This window comes from Paeniglutamicibacter terrestris (genome assembly GCF_012271785.1).
In the GTDB taxonomy this organism is placed as follows: Bacteria; Actinomycetota; Actinomycetes; order Actinomycetales; family Micrococcaceae; genus Paeniglutamicibacter; species Paeniglutamicibacter terrestris.
Genome location: NZ_JAAWVT010000013.1, coordinates 1 through 19449 on the forward strand (window position 1 = coordinate 1; position 19449 = coordinate 19449).

The 19449-nt window shown below is 62.2% G+C and carries 19 protein-coding genes; 8 read left to right on the forward strand and 11 right to left on the reverse strand.

Annotated features, from left to right (window positions below; translation table 11 throughout):
* Positions 1-167: 167 nt before the first annotated feature.
* The 5 genes from HED64_RS18020 to HED64_RS18040 form a co-directional block, all read right to left on the reverse strand.
* Positions 168-923, reverse strand: coding sequence for a GlgB N-terminal domain-containing protein (locus tag HED64_RS18020; RefSeq protein ID WP_168153353.1), 756 nt, complete (start codon positions 921-923; stop codon positions 168-170).
* A 252-nt stretch (positions 924-1175) separates the two neighbouring features.
* The gene (rlmB, locus tag HED64_RS18025; RefSeq protein WP_168153354.1) at positions 1176-2186 is read right to left on the reverse strand and encodes a 23S rRNA (guanosine(2251)-2'-O)-methyltransferase RlmB; all 1011 of its coding nucleotides are present in this window, start codon (positions 2184-2186) and stop codon (positions 1176-1178) included.
* A gap of 105 nt (positions 2187-2291) precedes the next feature.
* Positions 2292-3761 (reverse strand): cysteine--tRNA ligase, encoded by a 1470-nt coding sequence (gene cysS / locus HED64_RS18030; RefSeq protein ID WP_168153355.1) that lies wholly within the window; start codon positions 3759-3761, stop codon positions 2292-2294.
* Positions 3762-3814: 53 nt separating this feature from the next.
* Positions 3815-5089 (reverse strand): 2-C-methyl-D-erythritol 4-phosphate cytidylyltransferase, encoded by a 1275-nt coding sequence (ispD, locus tag HED64_RS18035; protein WP_342590771.1) that lies wholly within the window; start codon positions 5087-5089, stop codon positions 3815-3817.
* Positions 5090-5236: 147 nt separating this feature from the next.
* Positions 5237-5719, reverse strand: a complete 483-nt coding sequence (locus tag HED64_RS18040) for a CarD family transcriptional regulator (protein ID WP_105551679.1) — start codon at positions 5717-5719, stop codon at positions 5237-5239.
* Positions 5720-6031: 312 nt separating this feature from the next.
* Between HED64_RS18040 and HED64_RS18045 the strand changes: the two genes are divergently transcribed.
* Positions 6032-6556, forward strand: coding sequence for a hypothetical protein (locus tag HED64_RS18045; protein ID WP_168153356.1), 525 nt, complete (start codon positions 6032-6034; stop codon positions 6554-6556).
* A gap of 192 nt (positions 6557-6748) precedes the next feature.
* On the opposite strand, the gene HED64_RS18050 is transcribed toward HED64_RS18045, so the two are convergent.
* Both HED64_RS18050 and HED64_RS18055 read right to left on the reverse strand, forming a co-directional pair.
* Entirely contained in the window at positions 6749-7429 is a 681-nt protein-coding gene (locus tag HED64_RS18050; RefSeq protein ID WP_132365178.1) for a response regulator transcription factor, read from the reverse strand.
* Positions 7426-8643 carry an ATP-binding protein gene (locus HED64_RS18055; protein ID WP_168153357.1) on the reverse strand — a complete coding sequence of 406 codons (1218 nt, stop codon included), beginning with the start codon at positions 8641-8643 and terminating at the stop codon, positions 7426-7428. The genes HED64_RS18050 and HED64_RS18055 overlap by 4 nt, the downstream gene beginning before the upstream one ends.
* A gap of 181 nt (positions 8644-8824) precedes the next feature.
* On the opposite strand from HED64_RS18055, the gene phoU reads away from it, so the two are divergent.
* Entirely contained in the window at positions 8825-9484 is a 660-nt protein-coding gene (phoU, locus tag HED64_RS18060) for a phosphate signaling complex protein PhoU (protein ID WP_168153358.1), read from the forward strand.
* 204 nt (positions 9485-9688) lie between these two features.
* Here phoU and HED64_RS18065 read toward each other — a convergent pair whose 3' ends face one another.
* Positions 9689-9991: a DUF4193 domain-containing protein gene (locus HED64_RS18065; RefSeq protein ID WP_132365181.1), complete on the reverse strand. Its 303-nt coding sequence runs from the start codon at positions 9989-9991 to the stop codon at positions 9689-9691.
* Between the two features lie 356 nt (positions 9992-10347).
* Entirely contained in the window at positions 10348-11091 is a 744-nt protein-coding gene (locus tag HED64_RS18070; RefSeq protein WP_168153359.1) for a phosphoglyceromutase, read from the reverse strand.
* A gap of 86 nt (positions 11092-11177) precedes the next feature.
* Here HED64_RS18070 and HED64_RS18075 point away from each other — a divergent pair, with 86 nt between their 5' ends.
* From HED64_RS18075 to HED64_RS18085, 3 genes are all read left to right on the forward strand, one after another.
* Positions 11178-12035 carry a class I SAM-dependent methyltransferase gene (locus HED64_RS18075; protein WP_168153360.1) on the forward strand — a complete coding sequence of 286 codons (858 nt, stop codon included), beginning with the start codon at positions 11178-11180 and terminating at the stop codon, positions 12033-12035.
* 105 nt (positions 12036-12140) lie between these two features.
* A complete protein-coding gene (locus HED64_RS18080; RefSeq protein WP_245326087.1) occupies positions 12141-12569 on the forward strand; it encodes an LpqB family beta-propeller domain-containing protein in 429 nt (142 codons plus the stop codon).
* Positions 12566-14239, forward strand: coding sequence for a DUF5671 domain-containing protein (locus tag HED64_RS18085; protein WP_168153362.1), 1674 nt, complete (start codon positions 12566-12568; stop codon positions 14237-14239). Before HED64_RS18080 ends, HED64_RS18085 begins: the two co-directional genes overlap by 4 nt.
* Positions 14240-14458: 219 nt before the next feature.
* Here the strand turns inward: HED64_RS18085 and HED64_RS18090 are convergent, their stop codons facing one another.
* Both HED64_RS18090 and HED64_RS18095 read right to left on the reverse strand, forming a co-directional pair.
* The gene (locus HED64_RS18090; RefSeq protein ID WP_168153363.1) at positions 14459-14764 is read right to left on the reverse strand and encodes a DUF2516 family protein; all 306 of its coding nucleotides are present in this window, start codon (positions 14762-14764) and stop codon (positions 14459-14461) included.
* Positions 14765-14773: 9 nt separating this feature from the next.
* Positions 14774-15919, reverse strand: coding sequence for a trans-sulfuration enzyme family protein (locus tag HED64_RS18095; protein WP_168153364.1), 1146 nt, complete (start codon positions 15917-15919; stop codon positions 14774-14776).
* A gap of 116 nt (positions 15920-16035) precedes the next feature.
* Between HED64_RS18095 and tmk the strand changes: the two genes are divergently transcribed.
* From tmk to HED64_RS18110, 3 genes are read left to right on the forward strand one after another with little or no spacing between them, the layout of a single operon-like run.
* Positions 16036-16710 (forward strand): dTMP kinase, encoded by a 675-nt coding sequence (gene tmk / locus HED64_RS18100; RefSeq protein WP_342590772.1) that lies wholly within the window; start codon positions 16036-16038, stop codon positions 16708-16710.
* A 2-nt stretch (positions 16711-16712) separates the two neighbouring features.
* Complete coding sequence (locus tag HED64_RS18105; protein ID WP_168153366.1) at positions 16713-17861, forward strand: DNA polymerase III subunit delta'; 1149 nt, start codon at positions 16713-16715, stop codon at positions 17859-17861.
* A 46-nt stretch (positions 17862-17907) separates the two neighbouring features.
* A complete protein-coding gene (locus HED64_RS18110) occupies positions 17908-19437 on the forward strand; it encodes an alpha/beta hydrolase (RefSeq protein WP_168153367.1) in 1530 nt (509 codons plus the stop codon).
* Positions 19438-19449 lie beyond the last annotated feature (12 nt).

A 19449-nucleotide genomic window follows, 5' to 3' on the forward strand; every position in this document is an offset into this window, starting at 1 on the left:
ACCATTGTCCAAACGGCGAGTACCTGCACCACAGCACCAAAAACCCCCGAAAAACCCCGGCTTACCGGTGCTTTTGGACCGTCAAATGCCCAGAAACGGCGACAAACGGTGATTGTGAACTGACGCACAGGCGCTTTGATGCCCGTCCATCAGCTGAACAATTGAACCTAAGCCTCAAATCCCTCGGGCTGGACCACACATATGGAGTCAGGGTCCTCGGTCGAATAGTGGCCAACCGGATCCGCGTACTCGATCCAGGTACCGGTGGGCTCAAGATATTCAAAACGGTATTTTGTTCCATGACCAACACCAGGGATAAAGATTTCCCAAATGCCACTGTTCCCGAGCTGACGCATAGCATGCGAGGACCCGTTCCAGATATTGAAGTCTCCACAGACCCGTACCGCGGCAGCTTCGTCCTGCCGAACTACAAAACCGGTGCCTTCCACTTCACCCATGGGCGAGGAGTAATGCTGAGGGTGAGCGCCGAGCAGAGATTCCTGCACGGTTGCTCCTCCGGTCCGCAATCGGTGCAGCTCCAACTCACCCAGACGCGGGGTATGCCGATAAGGATCATCAACTACACGGGTTCCCTCGCGTTCGACTCGTTGGATCCGGTAGTCCGGAACGCGCCCAATCTCCTTGGCTTCAAGTAGTCCTACCCATATGTCGCCCAGTTCCCTGACCATGGGAACGGTCTCGGTGGAGGTCAGGATGTCCACCGCCAGTACGTGGCGTTGCAATGTCCGCACACCCACTTGGCCGAATCTATTGAGATGGGGACCTAACACCGCATGTGGGGATTTGTCTTCTCCGCGTTCAACGGATTCAAGGACTTGGGGGTTCACGGGCAAGGCAGCCCCTAAAAGCTTCTCGGATCCACGCGTCGGGTGGTCCTTGGCCTCGAGCTGAGTCTGACCCATGGTTTCTCTCCATCCCACTGGTTGAAGCAAAAGGAGTTCCGCCGGCGGCCTTGGACGCCACGTAGTCTCCCCGTTGGACTCACGCTATCGAGTTTCAGCGGGCTTGGGAATAGGCGACTCATCGTGTCAGTGGAGAACGACTTGGCCCGGCATTAACGAAGAAAGTGGCCCGGCAGATTCCTTGGGGAATCGCCGAACCACTTTCTCAGCGGGCCTATGTCACCGGATACTTCCCGATGACACAGGGTCGCGTTATACGCTGCGCTTGCGCGAAACCTCGTAGAGGGTGATGCCAACTGCCATCGATGCGTTCAACGACTCCATGTTGGAGTTGATCGGGATCGAGACGATCAGGTCGCAGTTCTCGCGCACCAGGCGGGAGAGGCCCTTGCCCTCGGAACCTACAACGATGCACAGCGGATCTGTGGCCAGAGCAAGATCCGGAAGCGAAACGTCGCCTTCGCCATCAAGTCCGATGACAAACACGCCGGCTTCCTTGATGCCCTTGAGGGTTGCAGTCAGGTTCGGAGCACGCGTGACCGGGACACGTACCGCGGCACCGGCGCTGGTCTTCCATGCCGAGGCGGTCATGCCCACCGAGCGACGCTCGGGAACAATTACCGCGTGGGCGTTGAAAGCCGAGGCCGAACGAATGATGGCACCGAGGTTACGCGGGTCGGTGATTCCGTCCAAGGCGATGAAGAGCGGCGCGTTCTTGACGTGGCCCTTCTTGAACTTGGAGATGGTGGCGTTGACGGTTTCCAGCGCATCGGCGTAGTTGTACGGCGGTACCTGAAGGACCAAGCCCTGGTGAATGGCCTCGTCGGTCATCCGGTCCAGTTCTGGCTTGCCGGTTTCCATCACCGGGATGCTGCGCTCGGCAGCGATCTTCAAGACTTCGCGGACACGCTCGTCCACGTCGATACGGATGCCAACGTACAAAGCCTTGGCCGGAATGCCGGCGCGCAGGGCCTCAACAACCGAGTTACGACCGGTAACAAGCTCTTCGCTGTTCTTTGAGCGGCCACCGGTGCTGCGGCCGCGCGGTGCGGAGCTTCCGCCACGGGCGGGGGAACCGCCGCGCTTGGCGGCGGAGCGCTCTGCGAGCTCCTTGTTTTTGAAGGCCTTGTGGTACGTGCGGTCCTCGGCCTTGGGCGTGGGGCCCTTGCCTTCGAGTGCCTTACGGCCATATCCGCCGGTTCCGACGGAGGGGCCCTTCTTGCTCTTGCGTATGGCGCCGGAACGCTTTGGTGCAGCAGACATGATGGTTTTTTCCTAGGATCGGGGCGGACAGCACGGCGATTTGACTCGCCGCCCCGCCTATTTTAGCGACAAGGAACGTATATTCCTTGTTCTTTGTGGGCCAACTTACGCTTTGAGGCTCCAACGAGCTCCATCGGCGGAATCTTCAACAACGATTCCGGCCGCGGCCAGAGTGTCTCTGATGGCGTCAGATCGAGCCCAGTCCTTGGCCTCGCGAGCCGCAGCACGTTCGGTCAATTGCGCAGCAACCAGCACATCGAGTGCGGCACTTTGGGCAGCATCGGCAGAACCCGCGGACTCGATGGTGTCATCCAAACCTAACGCGTAGGTCATGGCCATGACCTGCTGCATCGCCTCATCGGCTGTGTCCATATCCCCCGCGGCCAGAGCGGTATTGCCCCGGCGCACGGTCTCATGAAGTGCGGCAAGGGCCTGAGGAACGTTGAGGTCATCGTTCATGGCGTTGGCAAACGCCTCGGTGACCTCAAAGTGGTGCATATCGATGTCAAAGTCTTCGGTAGGACCCACGCCATGGATGCGAGCCAACGCGTTGGTCACAAATCCGTCGATCCGTTCCACCGCCGCTGCGGCCTCGGGCAACGAGTCGGGACGGTAGTCCAATTGCGAGCGGTAGTGCGCCTGTCCCAAGAAGTAACGAACCACCCGAGGGGTAGCCAGCTCCAGCATTTGTGTCGGAGAGATGGTGTTGCCAATGGACTTGGACATTTTTTCACCCTCGTAGGTGACCATGCCGTTGTGCATCCAGAAGTTGGCGAAGTCGTGGCCGGCAGCCATCGACTGCGCCATCTCGTTTTCGTGGTGCGGGAAACGCAGGTCAAGGCCGCCACCGTGAATGTCAAAGGAGGTGCCGAGGTATTTGGTGACCATGGCCGAGCATTCTAGGTGCCACCCCGGACGTCCAGTGCCCCAGGGGCTGGCCCAGGAAGCGGAGAGCGGATCGGAATCCTTGTGTCCCTTCCAGAGCGCGAAGTCGCGGGGATCCTTTTTGCCACGCGGATCTGCGTCCGGGGCGCCCTGCATATCGTCAACGTTTTGGTGCGTCAGGCTGCCGTAGGCCGGGAAGGATCGGACGTCGAAGTAGACGTCGCCGGAGTCATCAAGCGCAGGGTAGGCGTGGCCAGCATTGATTAGTTCGGTGATGAGCCGGTGCATCTCCGGGATGTGCCCGGTAGCGCGCGGCTCATAGGTGGGCCGGCGAACACCAAGGGTGTCATAGGCCGAAGCGAATTCCTGCTCGAAGCGGTACGCCAGTGCGAACCATGGCTCACGCGCTAAGTAATCTTCGTTTTCTTCGAAATCCTCGGCAAATGAGGCCGCAGACTTTTCCAGGATCTTGTCGTCGATGTCGGTGACATTGCGGATCACCGTGACCTCAAAGCCGCGGTTTTCCAACCAGCGGGTGAGGATGTCAAAGGCGATGGCGCTGCGCACGTGGCCCACGTGCGGGAGCCCCTGGACGGTGGCGCCGCAATAGTACAGCCCGACCTTGCCCTCTATCAGGGGGACGAAGTCCCGGGTCGCTGCCTGCTTGGTGTCGTAAAAACGGATGCTCACCACACAAGGTTATCCGAGCCGGTCAACCGAGTTGTGCGCAGCCCGGTGACGATTCAGTGCCGTGGGGAATACACCAGCGCCGTGGCGTAGGCGGTGATGCCAGTGCCGCTACCCTCGTAGCCCAGCCCATCGGAGGTGGTGGCGGTGACGGTGATGGGTGCACCGGCCGCTTCGCTGAGCACGGCGTCGGCCTCCAGCCGGCGATCGGCGAATTTGGGGCGCCTGCCCACGAATTGCACGGCAACGTTGCCAATCTCAAAGCCAGCTGCCCGCACCAGACGCGCCGCCTCGCGCAGCAGCGTCGTTCCGGAGGCGCCCGCATACTCGGGACGGTCAGTGCCAAAGTGCGTTCCGAGGTCTCCGATCCCCGCCGCGGAGAAGAGCGCGTCACAGGCGGCGTGCGCCACGGCGTCACCATCGGAGTGCCCGGAGAGACCCTGGTCATCGGGGAAGCGCAATCCGGCTAGCCACATTTCGCGCGGTTCGGAGGGATCTGCAACGGCATGGACGTCGATACCGATTCCGGTTCGTGGGATCAGCGGGGCCGATGCACCGGATTCTTGCTGGGTCATGAGTGAAGCCTTTGGAGTGGAAGCGGACAACATGGATTCGGCCAGCGCAAGATCCGGCGCGGTGGTGATTTTCAGTCCCTGGGCCGTGCCCGGGACGGTGTCGACTCGTTCGCCGATCATTTCCATGAGCATGGCGTCGTCGGTGACGGCCTCTGCCCGATCCTGATCCCAGTGTGCGGCGGCGCGGTGCGCCGCCAAGAGTATGGGGGCGTCGAAGCCTTGCGGGGTTTGCACGGCCCGTAGGTTCTGCCGCGCGGGGGTACCCGTGACATGTGGCTGTAGGGCACCCGGATCGGTGGTGACAGATTTGATGGTGTCAATGACCGGCAGCACGGGAATCACCGCGTGGGCACCGGCGAGCAGGGCCGCGGTCACCTCGCGGAAAGTTTCCGGCGGGGTGAGCGCGCGCGCGGCATCGTGGATGAGCACGCGCTGGATATCGGGGCCCAGCGCGCCCAAGCCGGCGCGGACCGAGTCGGTTCGGGTGGCTCCCCCCATGACGATGTGCGGGTGCAGTGGGTGATGTGCCGCGTGGTCGGCGAGCCCTTCATCGTTTTCCGGGAGCACCGCGATCACCTGTGCCGCGCAGCCCGCAAGCTGAATGCGGTCCAGTGCGTGCTCCAGCAGGGTGCGGCCACCCAGCGGCACCAGCGCCTTGGGGATGCCATAGCCCAAGCGTGTGCCGGAGCCGGCAGCTACAACGATGATGGCGGTTTGGTGGATCTCTTGGACACTGAAAATACTCGGGTCACTCACGCAGTACACCTTATCGGGGTTCGTGCTCGAGCCGCCGATTCTTCGGCTCAAATCAGAAGGTCGGGATTAAACGACGGTGGGGGTTCGGTGCGCCTTCTGGCGTTCCGAACCCCCACCGGAGTACAAACTATTTAGAACTCGTGGCTACTACGAGGCCAAAACCTCGTCAAGCACGCTCTCGGCCTTTTCCTCGTCCAGCTTCTTGGCCAGCGCAAGTTCGCTGATCAAGATCTGGCGGGCCTTTGCCAACATACGCTTTTCGCCTGCGGAAAGACCGCGGTCGTTGTCACGGCGCCAGAGGTCTCGAACGACCTCTGCAACCTTAATGACATCGCCCGAAGCAAGCTTTTCCAGGTTCGCCTTGTAACGGCGGGACCAGTTGGTAGGCTCTTCCGTGAACTCGGCTCGCAGCACGTCAAAGACGTGGTCCAAGCCTTCCTGACCAACTACGTCACGCACACCAACGAGATCGACATTCTCTGCCGGAACCTCGATGGTCAGATCACCTTGGGCAACCTTAAGCTTGAGATACATCTTCTCTTCGCCCTTGATGGTGCGCATCTTGATCTCTTCGATCATTGCTGCACCGTGGTGCGGATAGACAACTGTCTCGCCAACCTCAAAAACCATGTGGATAAACCCCTTTCCCACCTTCGAGTTTATCACGTTTACTGGGTAAATCAGTTCGGGGCCGTAGCCTACTCCCTAGCAATGACGCGGTTTTACCCCTTCCCAAGCGATGATTCTCCTGCTATGTAAAAGGTGCTCTGAGGGGCGAATCGGGGCAGTGATCACGTACTTGATGACGCTTAAGCCGAGGGCCGAATCATACATTCGGGGCAAAACCTATTAGGCTAGTGGACGAGAGTGGCTCCCTCGGGTGCATCCCGTGCGCCCACGAGCTCACCCGAACTCGAACCTGAATGAGGAGTTTGTGCCGTGATGACCGCACAGAAGAACCGTGGACGCCGCGCCGCTGCAGCAGCCGCAATTGCCATGTTGACCCTTGGCGCTACCGGTTGTGGCGCCATCAACGAACAAGCGACGACCTTCCAGTACGCCGCTTCCGATGGAATCGTACTCAACGTCGGTGACCTAAATGTCCGTAACCTGTTGATCGTGACCAAGAGCGCCACCGACAAGGCCCGCCTGATCGGCTCGCTGGTTAACTCCACCGACGCCGCCCAGACCTTGAAGGTTGAGCTCTCGACCGGCTCCGTGTCCATCAGTGTCCCGGCCAAGACCACCGTGAAGCTTGAAGAGATCGAGAAGGTCCTGCCGTCCACCGGAGTGCTTCCCGGTAGCCGGGTCGAGGCAACCTTGAGCGTTGGGTCCAGCTCGGACGGCATCACCATCCCGGTGATTGACGGAACCCTCGAGGAATACCGCGAATTCGTTCCCGGCGGCTTCGACGAGCACAGCCTCGAACACCTGACCCCGGAACCGAAGACCGAAGAACACCACTAAACCGGCTTCGGCGCTACGCCGTCAGCAACAAACTCATAAAGGTGTTGGGCCAGAAGAATTTTTTCTGGCCCAGCACCTTTTTGTTTTTGCGCCTCTCGGGGTACCTCACCGGAGAAAAGCATGGCCCCGCGCGCGCCATTTTTCCGGCGCCCCGCGGGGCCATGAGGGTGTTACTGCGTTGAGTGCGTGAGCCTAGGCCTCGAACTTGTAGCCCAGTCCGCGCACCGTCACCAGGTGCACCGGGGTCGCCGGCTCCGGCTCGATCTTTGAGCGCAAGCGCTTCACATGCACGTCAAGGGTCTTGGTGTCCCCCACATAATCCGATCCCCACACACGGTCGATCAGTTGCCCGCGAGTCAACACCCGGCCGGCGTTGCGCAGCAGCATCTCCAAGAGCTCAAATTCCTTCAGCGGCATCGACACCTCATCGTTGCGTACCGAGACCACGTGACGCTCCACGTCCATACGCACCGGGCCGGCGGCAACAACATTGCTCACCAATTCTTCGCCTTCGCCCTGACGACGCAGCACTGCACGGATGCGGGCGACCAGTTCACGGGAAGAGTACGGTTTGGTGACATAGTCATCGGCACCCAGTTCCAGCCCGACGACCTTGTCGATTTCCGAATCCTTGGCCGTCAGCATGATGACCGGAACCTGAGAAACGGTGCGCAGCTGCCGGAAAACTTCGGTACCCGGCTGCCCCGGGAGCATCAAATCCAGGAGCACCAGATCGGCTCCATGACGTTCAAACTCGGTGACGGCGTCAAGCCCGTTGTCTGCCACCCGGACCTCAAAGCCCTCCTTCTCCAGCAGGTAAGTCAGTGGATCTGAGAGTGACTCTTCGTCCTCGACAAGCAAAATACGGGTCATCCCCGTCCTCCTTCCGACGCCGCGCCGTGAGCGAGGGCCGTGTTGTGTGTGTGCTCGCCCCGGAGGGGAGCCGAATTCTCTTCAGTGCCTGTGTCGTCAACCATCGGCAGTCGCACGGTGAATGTTGAGCCCTGACCGGGCTGTGACCAGAGGGTGATTTCTCCACCGTGGTTGGCCACCACGTGCTTAACAATGCTCAGGCCCAGCCCGGTGCCGCCGGTGTGGCGGGAGCGGGCGGCATCAATACGGTAGAACCGCTCGAAGATCCGGTCTTGTTCATCCGGGGCGATGCCCGGGCCCTGATCGGTGACGGAAACCTGAACCAAGCCATCGCGCTGGCGCAAGCCCACCCCAACCGTCGTGTCTTCCGGTGAATACCGGATGGCGTTGTCAATCAGGTTCCGCAGCGCGGTCATGAGCAGGTCCCTGTCGCCAAAGACATCGTGGTCAACGTTGCCTCCCACGGAGATCTTAATGTTCTTCTCCTCGGCCGGCAGCTTGTTGCGGTCAACCGCCTCGGCCAGGACATCATTAATGTCCACCCGTTCACCGGCCAACACCACGTCGGTCCCCTGCAGTCGGGACAGTTCGATGATGTCCTGGACCAATGCCGCCAGACGGGCGGATTCCTTGTACAACCGCGTGGTGAAACGGCGCACTGCCACCTCGTCGTCGGCCGCTCCATCGATGGCCTCGGCCAGCAGGGAGATCGCGCCGACGGGAGTCTTGAGCTCGTGGGAGACGTTGGCAACGAAGTCGTTGCGTACCGCGGCCGTGCGAGTGATCTCGGTGCGGTCATCGGCCAGCAGCAGGATGTATTCCTCACCCAAAGGGGCGATGCGCACATGAACCACCATATTGGCGGCGCCCATCGCACCGCGCTGCAGCTCGAACTCGCGTTCGGCAATCACCCCATCGCCGCGGACCTGGCTGGCCAGGGTGCGCAACTCGTCGTGAATCAGCGTATGGCCGCGGACCAGTCCGTATGCATAGGAAGCGGGATTGGCTCGCACCACCCCGTCGACCTCATCAAGAATCACGAAGGCACGGCCAATGACAGAGAGCACTTCGGCGGAACCTTCGGGCAGTGTAGGTTCACCCACGACCGGGAGCCCACGGCGCGATCGCCGGGAGCCCCAGTACGCCATGATGCCCACAATGCCTAGGGCCAGCCCGACGAGGCCCGCAACAACGGATAACAAGACATCATTCACGCCTCCTAGCCTAACGGTGGCGGAGCCCGCGATCCGTGCACTTACGCGTGTTTATACGACGCGTTCACGAAACGTTCACTTCGTTGGAGTGAACGGTTCACCCGGTGCTGTAACAATGGACATGAACAGTTCCGTGGTCCGTGCCGGACGCGGTGCTCCACCGTAGCGAAAGGACGCCCGCGTGCGTAAGGTTTTCCAGGCCGATCTGCAACAAATCGGAGAAGAACTCATCGAGATGTCACGTTTGGTGGCTTCGGCGATGGATCGCGCCTACGAGTCGTTTGCGAATGCGGATATCGAGCTGGCGCAGGAAGTTATCGCCGAGGACGCGAAAATTGATTTCCTGCAGAACCAGCTGGACGAGCGCGCCATCGACGTCTTGGCGCTCCAGGGCCCGGTGGCCTCGGACCTGCGGATGATCGTCGGTTCGCTGCGCATGAGTGCCTCGCTGGAACGCATGGGAGATTTGGCTCGCCACGTCGCCCAGCTGGCTCGCCTGCGCTTCCCGCAGCAGGTCGTTCCCGAATCCATCGCCCCCACCTTCAAGGCCATGGCAGAGCTCGACATTCAGATCGTCGGCAAGGTCGGTCAGTTGCTGGACACCCGCGATCTGTCACTGGCACGCGAGATCATCGAGCTGAATACCAAGATTGATGAGCTGCACGCCTCGATCTTCCGCATCGTGGCGGCTCCCGAGTGGACCTACTCCGGACCGACGACAGCCGATGTCACCCTGACCAGCCGCTACCTAGAGCGCTTTGGCGACCACGGGGTGTCTGTTGCTCGCAAGGTTTCCTACCTGGTGACCGGCGAGTGGGATCCGGATATCTCGCTCTTCTAAACCAATAAAGTTCAGTACTAAGGAAGCGAGCCCGCCATTCGGCGGGCTCGCTTCCTTGTTAATAGCGTTCTTCGGGTCCACCAAATACACCGAGGCGCCATTTAAACGCCAAACCGCCACACGTATCTCACCGGTGGCCCAAGGGCCAGCGGGGAATTACGGTGCAGCGGCAGTGTTCGTGGCGCAGGAAGCCGAATCGGCTCCTTAGCCCTCGCAGTCGCGGCAGTAGGCCACGCCATTTGATTCGCGCGCCAGCAGCGTGCGGTGGCGGATCAGGAAGCAGGATCCGCAAAGGAACTCGTCTTCCTTCTGCGGAATGACGGTAACCGTCAGTTCCTCGTTCGACAGGTCGGCACCGGCCAGTTCAACACCATCCGAGGTATCTTCCTCGTCTAGGTCCCGAGACACGCTACGTGCGTCGGGGGCGTTGGCGGACTTTACCGCTTCCAGGGAGGCTTTACGGGCCTCGGCTACGTCGGGCCGGACCTCGTCATAATCAGTTGCCACGAAATGCAATCCTTACGTGATTCAGGGGTACGTCGAGACGACACAGTACAGCATGAACCCGAGTGCGCAAGTGCCAGCGGCTGTTTTTACGCCTCTCGCGCACAGATTGTGACAAGGCATACCTTTTGGCCCCACTTCTTCGTACTTCATCCATGGCCCACGGCACAGTGCGCGCGTCGCCTCAATGAAGCCCAAAAGCCCTGCTGAGTTAGTCCGCGGGCAGTGCCCGGAGCACGAGGTGCTTAACGCAAAAGGGGCCCTGCCCCAGCACCGCCACAAAATAGTGGAGTGCCGGCGCAGGGCCCCGATAGCTGCCCCGTGGATAGTGATTTCGGAGCGAGGTAAGAACCGGTGGCTTAGCGGCCCTGGTTGGCCACGGCCTTGATGGCGTCGGCGGCTGCGTCCGCATCAAGGTACTGTCCTCCGCGGGTGACCGGGGTGAAGTCCTCATTCAATTCGTAGACCAGCGGGATGCCGGTGGGGATGTTCAGCGACGCGATGTCCTCGTCGCTGATGCCATCGAGGTGCTTAACCAGTGCGCGCAGCGAGTTGCCGTGCGCGGTGACCAGTACCGTCTTGCTGGCGACTAGGTCGGGCTTGATCTCATTTTCCCAGTACGGGAGCATGCGATCCAGAACATCCTTGAGGCATTCGGTGCGCGGGGCAGCATCACCGAGATCCGCGTACCGCGGATCGTTGATCTGGCTGAACTCCGAGTCATCATTCAGCGCCGGCGGCGGGGTGTCGTAGCTACGACGCCATTCCATAAACTGCTCCTCGCCGTATTCGGCCAGGGTTGCCGCCTTGTCCTTGCCCTGCAGCGCACCGTAGTGGCGCTCGTTCAGGCGCCAGTTGCGCTTGACCGGGATCCAGGACAAGTCGGCCGACTCGAGGGCCAGGTTGGCGGTGATGATGGCGCGCTTGAGCAACGAGGTGTGCAGGACGGCCGGGACCAGTCCTGCCTCGGTGAGCAGCTGGCCTCCGCGGGTAGCTTCGGCACGGCCTTTCTCGGTGAGCGATACGTCGTACCAACCGGTGAACAGGTTCTTTTCGTTCCACTCGCTTTGCCCGTGGCGCAGCAGGATCAGGGTGTAAGTCATAGTTCCCATTCTAGGACGCGTGAAGTGCCTTACTTTATTCCGTGACGTGTTCCCGGCGCGGTGCGCGACACTTTAGGCTTGAAGCAATGGTTCAGAAAGCGACTCGGCTTGGCGGACGGTCCCGGACCGGTCGCCCCCTGGGTAATACCACCCGCGGAACCACGAACCCCAATCGCATGCGCCGCGTTGACCGCTGGTTAACCGGACCCCAGGGTTGGCGCCTACGCCCCGCGGTCACCGGTGCCCCGCCCATCGCCGTGGATCTTGGCTACGGGGCATCCCCGAGAACCGCTGTTGAATTCTTCGAGCGCATTCGCGCCGTGTCACCGTCTGCACGTGTTGTCGGCATCGAGATTGAACCCGAACGGGTGGCCCGCGGTGTGGCTCTTGAACTCGAGGGCCTGGACTTTATGCTCGGTGGCTTCGAAATCCCCGTTGCTGCTCAGGTGAGCGTGATCCGCGCCTTTAATGTGCTGCGGCAGTATGACGAGGCGGATGTGCCGGGCATCTGGGACACCATGGCCTCGCGCCTCACCACCACCGGTGTGCTGATCGAGGGCACCTGCGATGAGATCGGCCGGCGCAGCAGCTGGGTGGCGGTGACCAAGGACGGCCCCCAAACACTGAGCATCTCACTGCGCTTTGGCGCCTTCGAGCTGCCCTCCGATGTGGCGGAGCGGCTGCCCAAGGCACTGATCCACCGCAACATCACCGGGGAACGCATTCACGAATTTCTTGGTGCCGCCGATGCCGCCTGGTTAACCGCGTCCCCACTGGCCACCTTCGGAAACAGCCAACGCTTTGTGGCCATGTGTCGCGCCCTTCGTGAAGACGGCTGGCCCATCTGCGATTCGGCAGCACGCTGGCGCTTGGGCGAAATGACGGTTTTATGGGACGCCGTGGCACCGCGCAGCGGAGCCTTAGCCCGCGTCGAAGAGAACTAGCCAGCAACGGATTTATCCGTACCTACAAGTGGTACAGAAGAGCTCGTGTCGATAGATAATTGAGCCATGGTCCTTGGTGCTGCACGAAGCGGAAAGCAAATGCTGATGCTGCTGTGCGTGATCGTGTTGTTGGTGCTGGTATCGCTGGTTGTTGTCTTGACCCGTGGCGCGTCGAAGCCGCTTGATGTGCACAGTCCTGCCGGGGTGGTTCAGGGGTATGTCACCGCCGTGGTGAACGGCGACGAGGACACCGCACGCAAATTTCTCACCGACGTAGACGACAAACGCTGCGACGGGTATGAATCGGTGGCCCCCGAGCGGAACATCAGGGTTGCCCTGGTGCGCACCACCCAGCACGAAGCCACCGCCGACGTGGTAGTTTCCATTTCCTACAGCAACGTCTCGGGACCCTTCGGCAGCCCCGAATACGCTAACGAGGAATCCTTCGAGTTAGACCGGGTTGCTGGCACTTGGCGCATCTCCAGTGCGCCGTGGCCCCTGCTGGTCTGTGCAGATGAGGGGTTCAAACCATGAGCGCCGACCGTGAAACGGGCATCCGGCCGGTGGCTCCAGCCTTAGGCACACTGCGGCGCATCATCTTGTACATCTTGCTCTTTGCTCTTCTCTCCATCACCGCCTCCGGCGTTGGCTCGCTCTTGGGCTGGGCGTTTACCGCCGGCGATGTGCTGGTTGCCGCGGACTCTTCCTCGCTGGCGCTTGCACTAGCGCTGACCTTGGTGGGCGGCCCGCTGGGCGCCGTAGCCTTCTGGGCCAGTTGGCGACTGCTGCGCTCTCCGGCGGAACGGCGCTCCACGGCGTGGGGGGTTTACTTCTCCGCCATGTACATCACCTCGCTGATCACCGCCTCCAGTTTCATCCTCGGTGGATTGGCCCACTGGATCGGCGGGGACACCGGATCCGTCAAAACCTCGCTGGGGCAGGGGCTGGGTTGGGCAGCGGTGTGGTGCTGGCACCGGTGGATGCTGGTCCACAGCACGCGCGGGCCGGTGGCCCTGGCCACGGTGCCCACGCTCCTCGGTTGGGCGTTCGGGCTGGTTCTTGGCCTTGGGGCCGCCAGCAACGCCTTGGGGTTGCTCTTTGACCGAGCCCTGGGGGCGCAAGAGGATCTGGCGGTCGTTGGGAGCCCCTGGTGGCGCGGCGCCCTAGGACTGTTGGTTTGGGCCGTTGGCGGAGCGGTGATCTGGTGGTGGCATTGGTTCCGCTCTGGGGCCAGCACGCTGCACACCACTCTGGCCGGGGTAGCGGTGGTGTCCCTGGGGGTGGGGGTCTCAAGCATCTTGGCCCTGGGCGGCGTGGGGATCGTGCTTTTTGTGCTGCTGCGGTTGGGGCTGGATCGCAGCGATCCGCTGCCCATCGTGTTGGATCCTGCCCCCGAGGCGCTGGCTGCGGGTTTACTGGGGCTGCTCTCCTGGCTCTACCACGCAAGGATCGTGAGTAACCGGCCGGCACCTCTTCCGGCAGCCGCAGGACTCGCCATTTCCGGAGTCACCCTGATCGCGTGGGCTTCCGGTCTAGGCGTGGTGGTGAATGCGGGTCTGTCCACGGCCACCACCCGTTTGGGTGGCACCGATTCGTTGCAGCTGCTCTTGGCTGGACTCAGTTCGTTGGCCGTGGGCGCTCCGTTGTGGTGGTTCTCCTGGCGTTCGGCCCGGTCCTTTGACCAGCAAGGTCGGCGCATCTATCTAGTTCTGGTCTTTGGAATCAGCGCGGTGGTATCCCTGGTGACGCTGCTAGTGATCGGCTTCCGGCTCTTTGAGTTCATCTTGGGAGATACGAGTACATCGGGACTGCTTGAGCGCGTCAGGGCGCCGTTGGGTCTGTTGGTCGCCACTGCACTGGTGGCCGGCTACCACTTTGTACTGTGGCGCCATGCCCGTGAGCTCACCGAGCACGCCGAAGCACCGGGCGTCCCGGGGAGCAGACCCAAGCTCGGTCTCGCCGAGGTGGTGCTAGTGGCCGGTGCCGATGCCCCGGATCTCGCCGCGGTGATCCGGGCGCACACCGGCGCCCGTGTCACGGTGTTGCTGCGCCAGGAGCCGGCCGGTACGACGCTCTCCGTGGAGCAGGTCCTCCAGAGCCTGCGCGGCCACGGTGCGCGGCGGATCCTGCTGCTGGTGGGTCCGGGAGACCGGCTGGAGGTCACCGCGCTGGCCAATGACTTGCCGATGATCGGTTCCGGGTAAAAATTCTCGGTAGCGTAACGCTGTGTGAGCGCCACACCTAGCGCGGCGTCCCCCACTTCGATTCGCCGGTGTCCACGCCGATCAACGGCGTGGGCAGGTGGCCGTGGCGGGATTCTCCTGCAGCGGAAATGAGGCACAAAAAGGGCGCGATGCCGCGACAAATCCGCAGTATCGCACCCCTTTGAAGCTATTGCGCGGGCGCTTAGCCCCACGGTAGCCCTAGTACGGGTAGTAGCCACCCTTGCCGGAAACTGCCGGCTTCACGTCCGCCAGATACACGCAGGCAATGCAGGCACCGATGAGCTGGAACATTCCGCCGCCGCCGCCCGAGAACAACGAAAGCAGGCAGACCAAGGTGGCTGCGGCGCTCATGCCCATCCAGAACTGCTTGGTGCGCTTGTTTTCGCGCTGGAAGTTGGCTGCCGGACGCCGCACCGCGTCAGCCAGCGCCATAACGGCCAGCACCACGGCAACTACACCGAGCGCAAGCATGAGGTAACGGTCGAACATGTGGGCATAAATCATGGTTCTAGCCTAGCGGGAATCGCTCAGCGCCGCTTCAAGATCGGCATACAAGTCCTCCACATTTTCGATGCCGACGCTCAGCCGCACCAAATTTTCGGGCACGGTGCCTGGTTCCCCCGGATGACGCCGACGCCTCTCGGCCAGGGATTCGACCCCACCCAGCGACGTGGCGGGGGTCCACAGCTGCAGCGCAGCAAGCATCCGATCGGCAGCCTCCGGGCCGGCGGCGATCTCGATGCCGATGATCGCGCCAAAACCATCAAGCTGTTCCGCAGCCCGGGCGTACCCCGGGTCCTGCGGCAGGCCCGGGTAACGCACCAGTGAAATGGCAGGGTGCTCGGCCAGACGCCGCGCCAGTTCCCCGGCGTTCGCCTCGGCCTTATCCAGACGCAGGGCCATGGTGCGGATGCCACGCAACGTCAGCCAAGCCTCAAAGGGCCCGGGGATCGCACCGTGCAGGGTCCGCATGGAGTGCAGACGGGCGTGTAGTTCCGGGTTGCGCGTCACCACGGCACCGAGGACCACATCCGAGTGTCCACCCATGTACTTGGTAGCGGAATGCACCACGACGTCCGCACCTTGCTGCAGTGGGCGTTGGCGCAGCGGCGTGGAGAAGGTGTTATCCACTACCGTCAGGACTCCGGCTTCCTTGGCCGCTTTCAGCAATACCGGCAAATCGGCGACCTCAAGCATCGGGTTGGTGGGTGACTCCAGCCAGGCCATATCGGCACCCACCAGGGCTGCGAGCACCGCATTGGTGTCGGCAAGATCCACCCGGCGAACACTTAAGCCCAGCGTGACTTCAAGTTCGGCGACTAGGGCCAGTGATCCGTTGTAAGCGTGAGAGGGGATCACGATGGTGTTCCCGGGTGCCAGCAGCGACAGGCCCGCGGCCACCGCCGCCATGCCCGAGGCATAAGCCAGGGCCGGCAGATCACAGTCCTCGAGCGTGGCAATCATTTCTTCCAGCGGATCCCAGGTGGGATTCGTGAATCGCCCGTACACCTTTTCTCCCGCGCCGGGCACACCCAGCGAATAGAACGTGGAGGAAAGCACGATGGGCGGGTTCACTGGCTGGTCAACGGCATGCGGCGGGCGCCCGGCGGACACCACAACGGTGTCCGGGGCCAGCGGCGCGAAATCAGGACGGGTCATGATTTTTAGATTACCTTCCCACCCCCGTTGCTCCCACTCTGATGACGTGGGTTTCGAGCGGATCACCGTCGCTTGCCTGTCTCGATGCGAGCCGTGGGGAAGATAGGCTGGTAGGTGTGAATGACGCGCAGCAGAACCTTCAGCACACCGGCCGCTTCATAGTCTTTGAAGGTGGTGACGGTGCCGGCAAATCGACGCAGGCGGCACTGCTTGCCAAGGCGCTGCGCGAACGCGGTCATACGGTGCTGCACACCCGGGAACCAGGTGGCACCCCCATCGGGGAGAAATTGCGTTCGCTGGTTCTTGACCATGGGCAGGGCACTGTTGATGCGCGCACCGAGGCACTGATGTACGCGGCGGCCCGTGCCGCTCACGTCGAACAGGTCATCCGCCCCGCCCTGGCCGCCGGCACCATGGTGATCTGCGACAGATTCATCGATTCATCCCTGGCGTATCAGGGCATTGGCCGGGAACTCGGCGAAGATGCCGTGCGAGCCATCAACGAATTTGCCACCGGCGGGCTGCTGCCGGACCTCACGGTGCTCTTGGATGTCTCCCCCGCCGCCGGACGTTCGCGACGCATCGTTGACGCGGACGGACAGTCGGTGAGCGAAGATCGTCTGGAATCCGAACCGGATTCCTTCCACTTACTGATCCGCGACGCCTTTGTACACTTTGCTACCCGGGAACCAGCGCGCTATCTGGTCCTTGATGCCACCACCGGCATCACGGAGCTAGCCGAAGCGATCTTTGGCACCGTGTCGAATCTACTAAACGGGCCAAGGTCCTAACCGTGGATGTCTGGGAGGACCTGCCCGGTCAGGAAAAGGCCATCACCGCGCTACGCCGAGCCGTGGCCGAGGGTGCCCCGGCACATGCTTGGTTGTTCACCGGTCCGCCGGGCTCCGGGCGCTCCAACGCCGCGCGGGCCTTTGCCGCCGCACTGCAATGCCAACTCACCGATCCGGAAAAGCGTGGCTGCGGTGTCTGCAAGGCCTGTGTGACGGTCCTGGCCGGAACCCACCCGGATGTAGCGCTGATCGCCACGGAGAAGGTCAATTACCAGATTGATGACGTTCGTGAGCTAATCACCAAGGCGCAAGACCGGCCTTCCACCGCGCCCTGGCGAGTCATCATCGTGGAGGATGCCGACCGGATGACCGAGCGCACCACCAACGTGCTGCTCAAATCCATTGAGGAGCCACCTCCTCACACGGTGTGGATCCTGTGTGCGCCATCCCCCGCCGACGTCTTGGTGACCATTCGCTCGCGCTGCCGTTCTGTGTCCCTGGCCGTGCCCACCCGCGAATCGGTGGCCGCGCTGCTGGTGCGCCGCGACGGGCTTTCGGCGGAACAGGCCGAATTTGCCGCACGCATCTCCCAATCTCATATTGGCATTGCTCGGCGGCTGGCCCGCGATGCCGAGGCGCGCCGTCGCCGCGACACCACGGTGCGGCTACCACTGCGCATCCGCTCGGTCTCCGATGCGGTGATGGCCGCCGCCGAACTGGTGGAACTCTCCACCGCCGAGGCCACAGCGTCGGCCGCCGAGCGCGCCGAGGCCGAGTCGGCCGCCCTGCGCACATCGCTGGGCCTGGATGCCGAGTCCCCGGTGCCACCCCAACAACGCAGCGCGTTCAAGGCACTCGAGGAAAATGCGAAGCGCCGAGCCCGGCGCGCCACCCACGATGCGTTGGATCGTTCGCTGATCGATCTGACCACGTTCTTCCGCGATGTGTTGCTGCTGCAGCTCAAGAGCGGTAGCGAGCTGGTCAACGACTACCTCGCCGATCCGCTGCACGCCTACGCCAACGCCTCGCACCCGGAGGCGACGATCGCGAAGATCGATGCCATCGCCGAGGCCCGGGCGCGCATCGGAGCCAATGTGGCTCCACTGTTGGCCATGGAGGCCATGATGGTCTCGCTGCGTCCCGCCGCCTAAGGCGTTTATCCACCCACTCGGACCATCCAAGGAGTACCAGCACCGTATGAGAGCACCCCGCCGCCACCTGAGTGTGATGTCCTTGCTAGCGTCGATGGCCCTGTTGCTGAGCGGATGCTCGGTGACCACGACCCCCGTCAGCGAGTCCACCGCCACGGCGCCAGGTACTGCGGCCAAGGCCCCCAAGGGCCTGGAAAAGTTTTACACGCAGAATTTGGAATGGAACTCCTGCGACGGATCGCTGAAGTGCGCCGAGCTGAGCGTACCGATGGACTATGCCAACCCTGCCGGGGAAACGCTAAGCCTGAAGCTCAACAAGCGCCCCGGCAGCGGCACCGTACAGGGTTCCTTGTTGGTGAATCCCGGTGGCCCCGGCGCCTCCGGGCTAGATCTGGTGCGCGACTCGGTGCCGCAGATGTTTGGCCGTTCGCTACAAGACGGCTTTGACATCGTGGGCTTTGACCCGCGCGGGGTAGCTTCCTCCAGCCCGGTGAAATGTGAGGACGCCGCCGAGCAAGATGCCGGCCGCCAGGTGCAATTTGATACCTCCACCGACGCCGGTCTGGCTTCCATGCGCGCCTCCAGCGCCGACTATGCTGCCCTCTGCGCGGAACGCACCGGCGCGGCTCTAGGCTTTGTTGATACCGTTTCCGCGGCCCGCGACATGGATGTGATGCGCGCGGTGTTGGGGGATGAAAAGTTGAATTTTCTGGGCTTCTCCTACGGAACCTCGTTGGGCGCCCACTATGCAGAGATGTTCCCGAAAAACGTCGGTCGGTTGGTGCTCGACGGAGCCCTAGATCCGGCACTCTCCAACGAGGAGATCACCCTGGGTCAGGCGGTGGGATTCGAAAACGAAATTCGCGCCTACCTCCAAGATTGCCTCGCGTCCGGCGACTGCCCCTTCACTGGCTCTTTGGATGATGCCCTAACCCAGCTGCGTGCACTCTTGGATAGCGTCGAAGCGAACCCGATGGTAGCCAGTGACGGACGCAGTGTGCCGATCATCGACTTTGTCAACGGCTTCATCATTCCGCTCTACGACAATGCCAGTTGGCCCACCCTGACCCAGGCCCTGAGCTCGGTCATGGATGGAGATGTGGACACCATCGAATACTTCGCCGATCTTTCCGCCGGACGCACCTCAGAGGGCACCTACTCGGGCAACGGAGCAGCCTCCTTCACCGCCATCAACTGCCTTGATTACCCGATGAATGCCGACGTGGCCACCATGCGCGCCGACGCCGCGACGTTGACCAAGGCGGCACCCACCATCGGTAAGTATCTGGCCTTCGGCGCGGTCGGGTGTCAAGACTGGGAGTTTAAGGCCACCGGCAAACCGGGAGAACTGACGGCCAAGGGCGCAGCACCCATCGTGGTCATCGGCACCACCGGAGACCCCGCCACCCCTTATGCCTGGAGCCAGTCACTGGCCAAGTCACTGGATTCGGGATCCCTGGTCACCTATCAGGGACACGGGCACACCGCCTATGGGCGTTCCAATGGTTGCGTGAGCGACGCCGTGGAATCTTACCTCCTTGAAGGTAAAGTTCCGACCGACGGATTAACCTGCTGAGGAACGCATTTT

Bases quoted from the DNA above. Each gene is read 5' to 3' on its own strand.
- HED64_RS18020 (WP_168153353.1), bottom strand. From the start codon at position 923: ATGGGTCAGACTCAGCTCGAGGCCAAGGACCACCCGACGCGTGGATCC.
- rlmB (WP_168153354.1), bottom strand. From the start codon at position 2,186: ATGTCTGCTGCACCAAAGCGTTCCGGCGCCATACGCAAGAGCAAGAAG.
- HED64_RS18040 (WP_105551679.1), bottom strand. From the start codon at position 5,719: ATGGTTTTTGAGGTTGGCGAGACAGTTGTCTATCCGCACCACGGTGCA.
- HED64_RS18045 (WP_168153356.1), top strand. From the start codon at position 6,032: ATGACCGCACAGAAGAACCGTGGACGCCGCGCCGCTGCAGCAGCCGCA.
- HED64_RS18050 (WP_132365178.1), bottom strand. From the start codon at position 7,429: ATGACCCGTATTTTGCTTGTCGAGGACGAAGAGTCACTCTCAGATCCA.
- HED64_RS18070 (WP_168153359.1), bottom strand. From the start codon at position 11,091: ATGACTTACACCCTGATCCTGCTGCGCCACGGGCAAAGCGAGTGGAAC.
- HED64_RS18075 (WP_168153360.1), top strand. From the start codon at position 11,178: ATGGTTCAGAAAGCGACTCGGCTTGGCGGACGGTCCCGGACCGGTCGC.
- HED64_RS18080 (WP_245326087.1), top strand. From the start codon at position 12,141: ATGCTGCTGTGCGTGATCGTGTTGTTGGTGCTGGTATCGCTGGTTGTT.
- HED64_RS18085 (WP_168153362.1), top strand. From the start codon at position 12,566: ATGAGCGCCGACCGTGAAACGGGCATCCGGCCGGTGGCTCCAGCCTTA.
- HED64_RS18090 (WP_168153363.1), bottom strand. From the start codon at position 14,764: ATGATTTATGCCCACATGTTCGACCGTTACCTCATGCTTGCGCTCGGT.
- HED64_RS18095 (WP_168153364.1), bottom strand. From the start codon at position 15,919: ATGACCCGTCCTGATTTCGCGCCGCTGGCCCCGGACACCGTTGTGGTG.
- HED64_RS18110 (WP_168153367.1), top strand. From the start codon at position 17,908: ATGAGAGCACCCCGCCGCCACCTGAGTGTGATGTCCTTGCTAGCGTCG.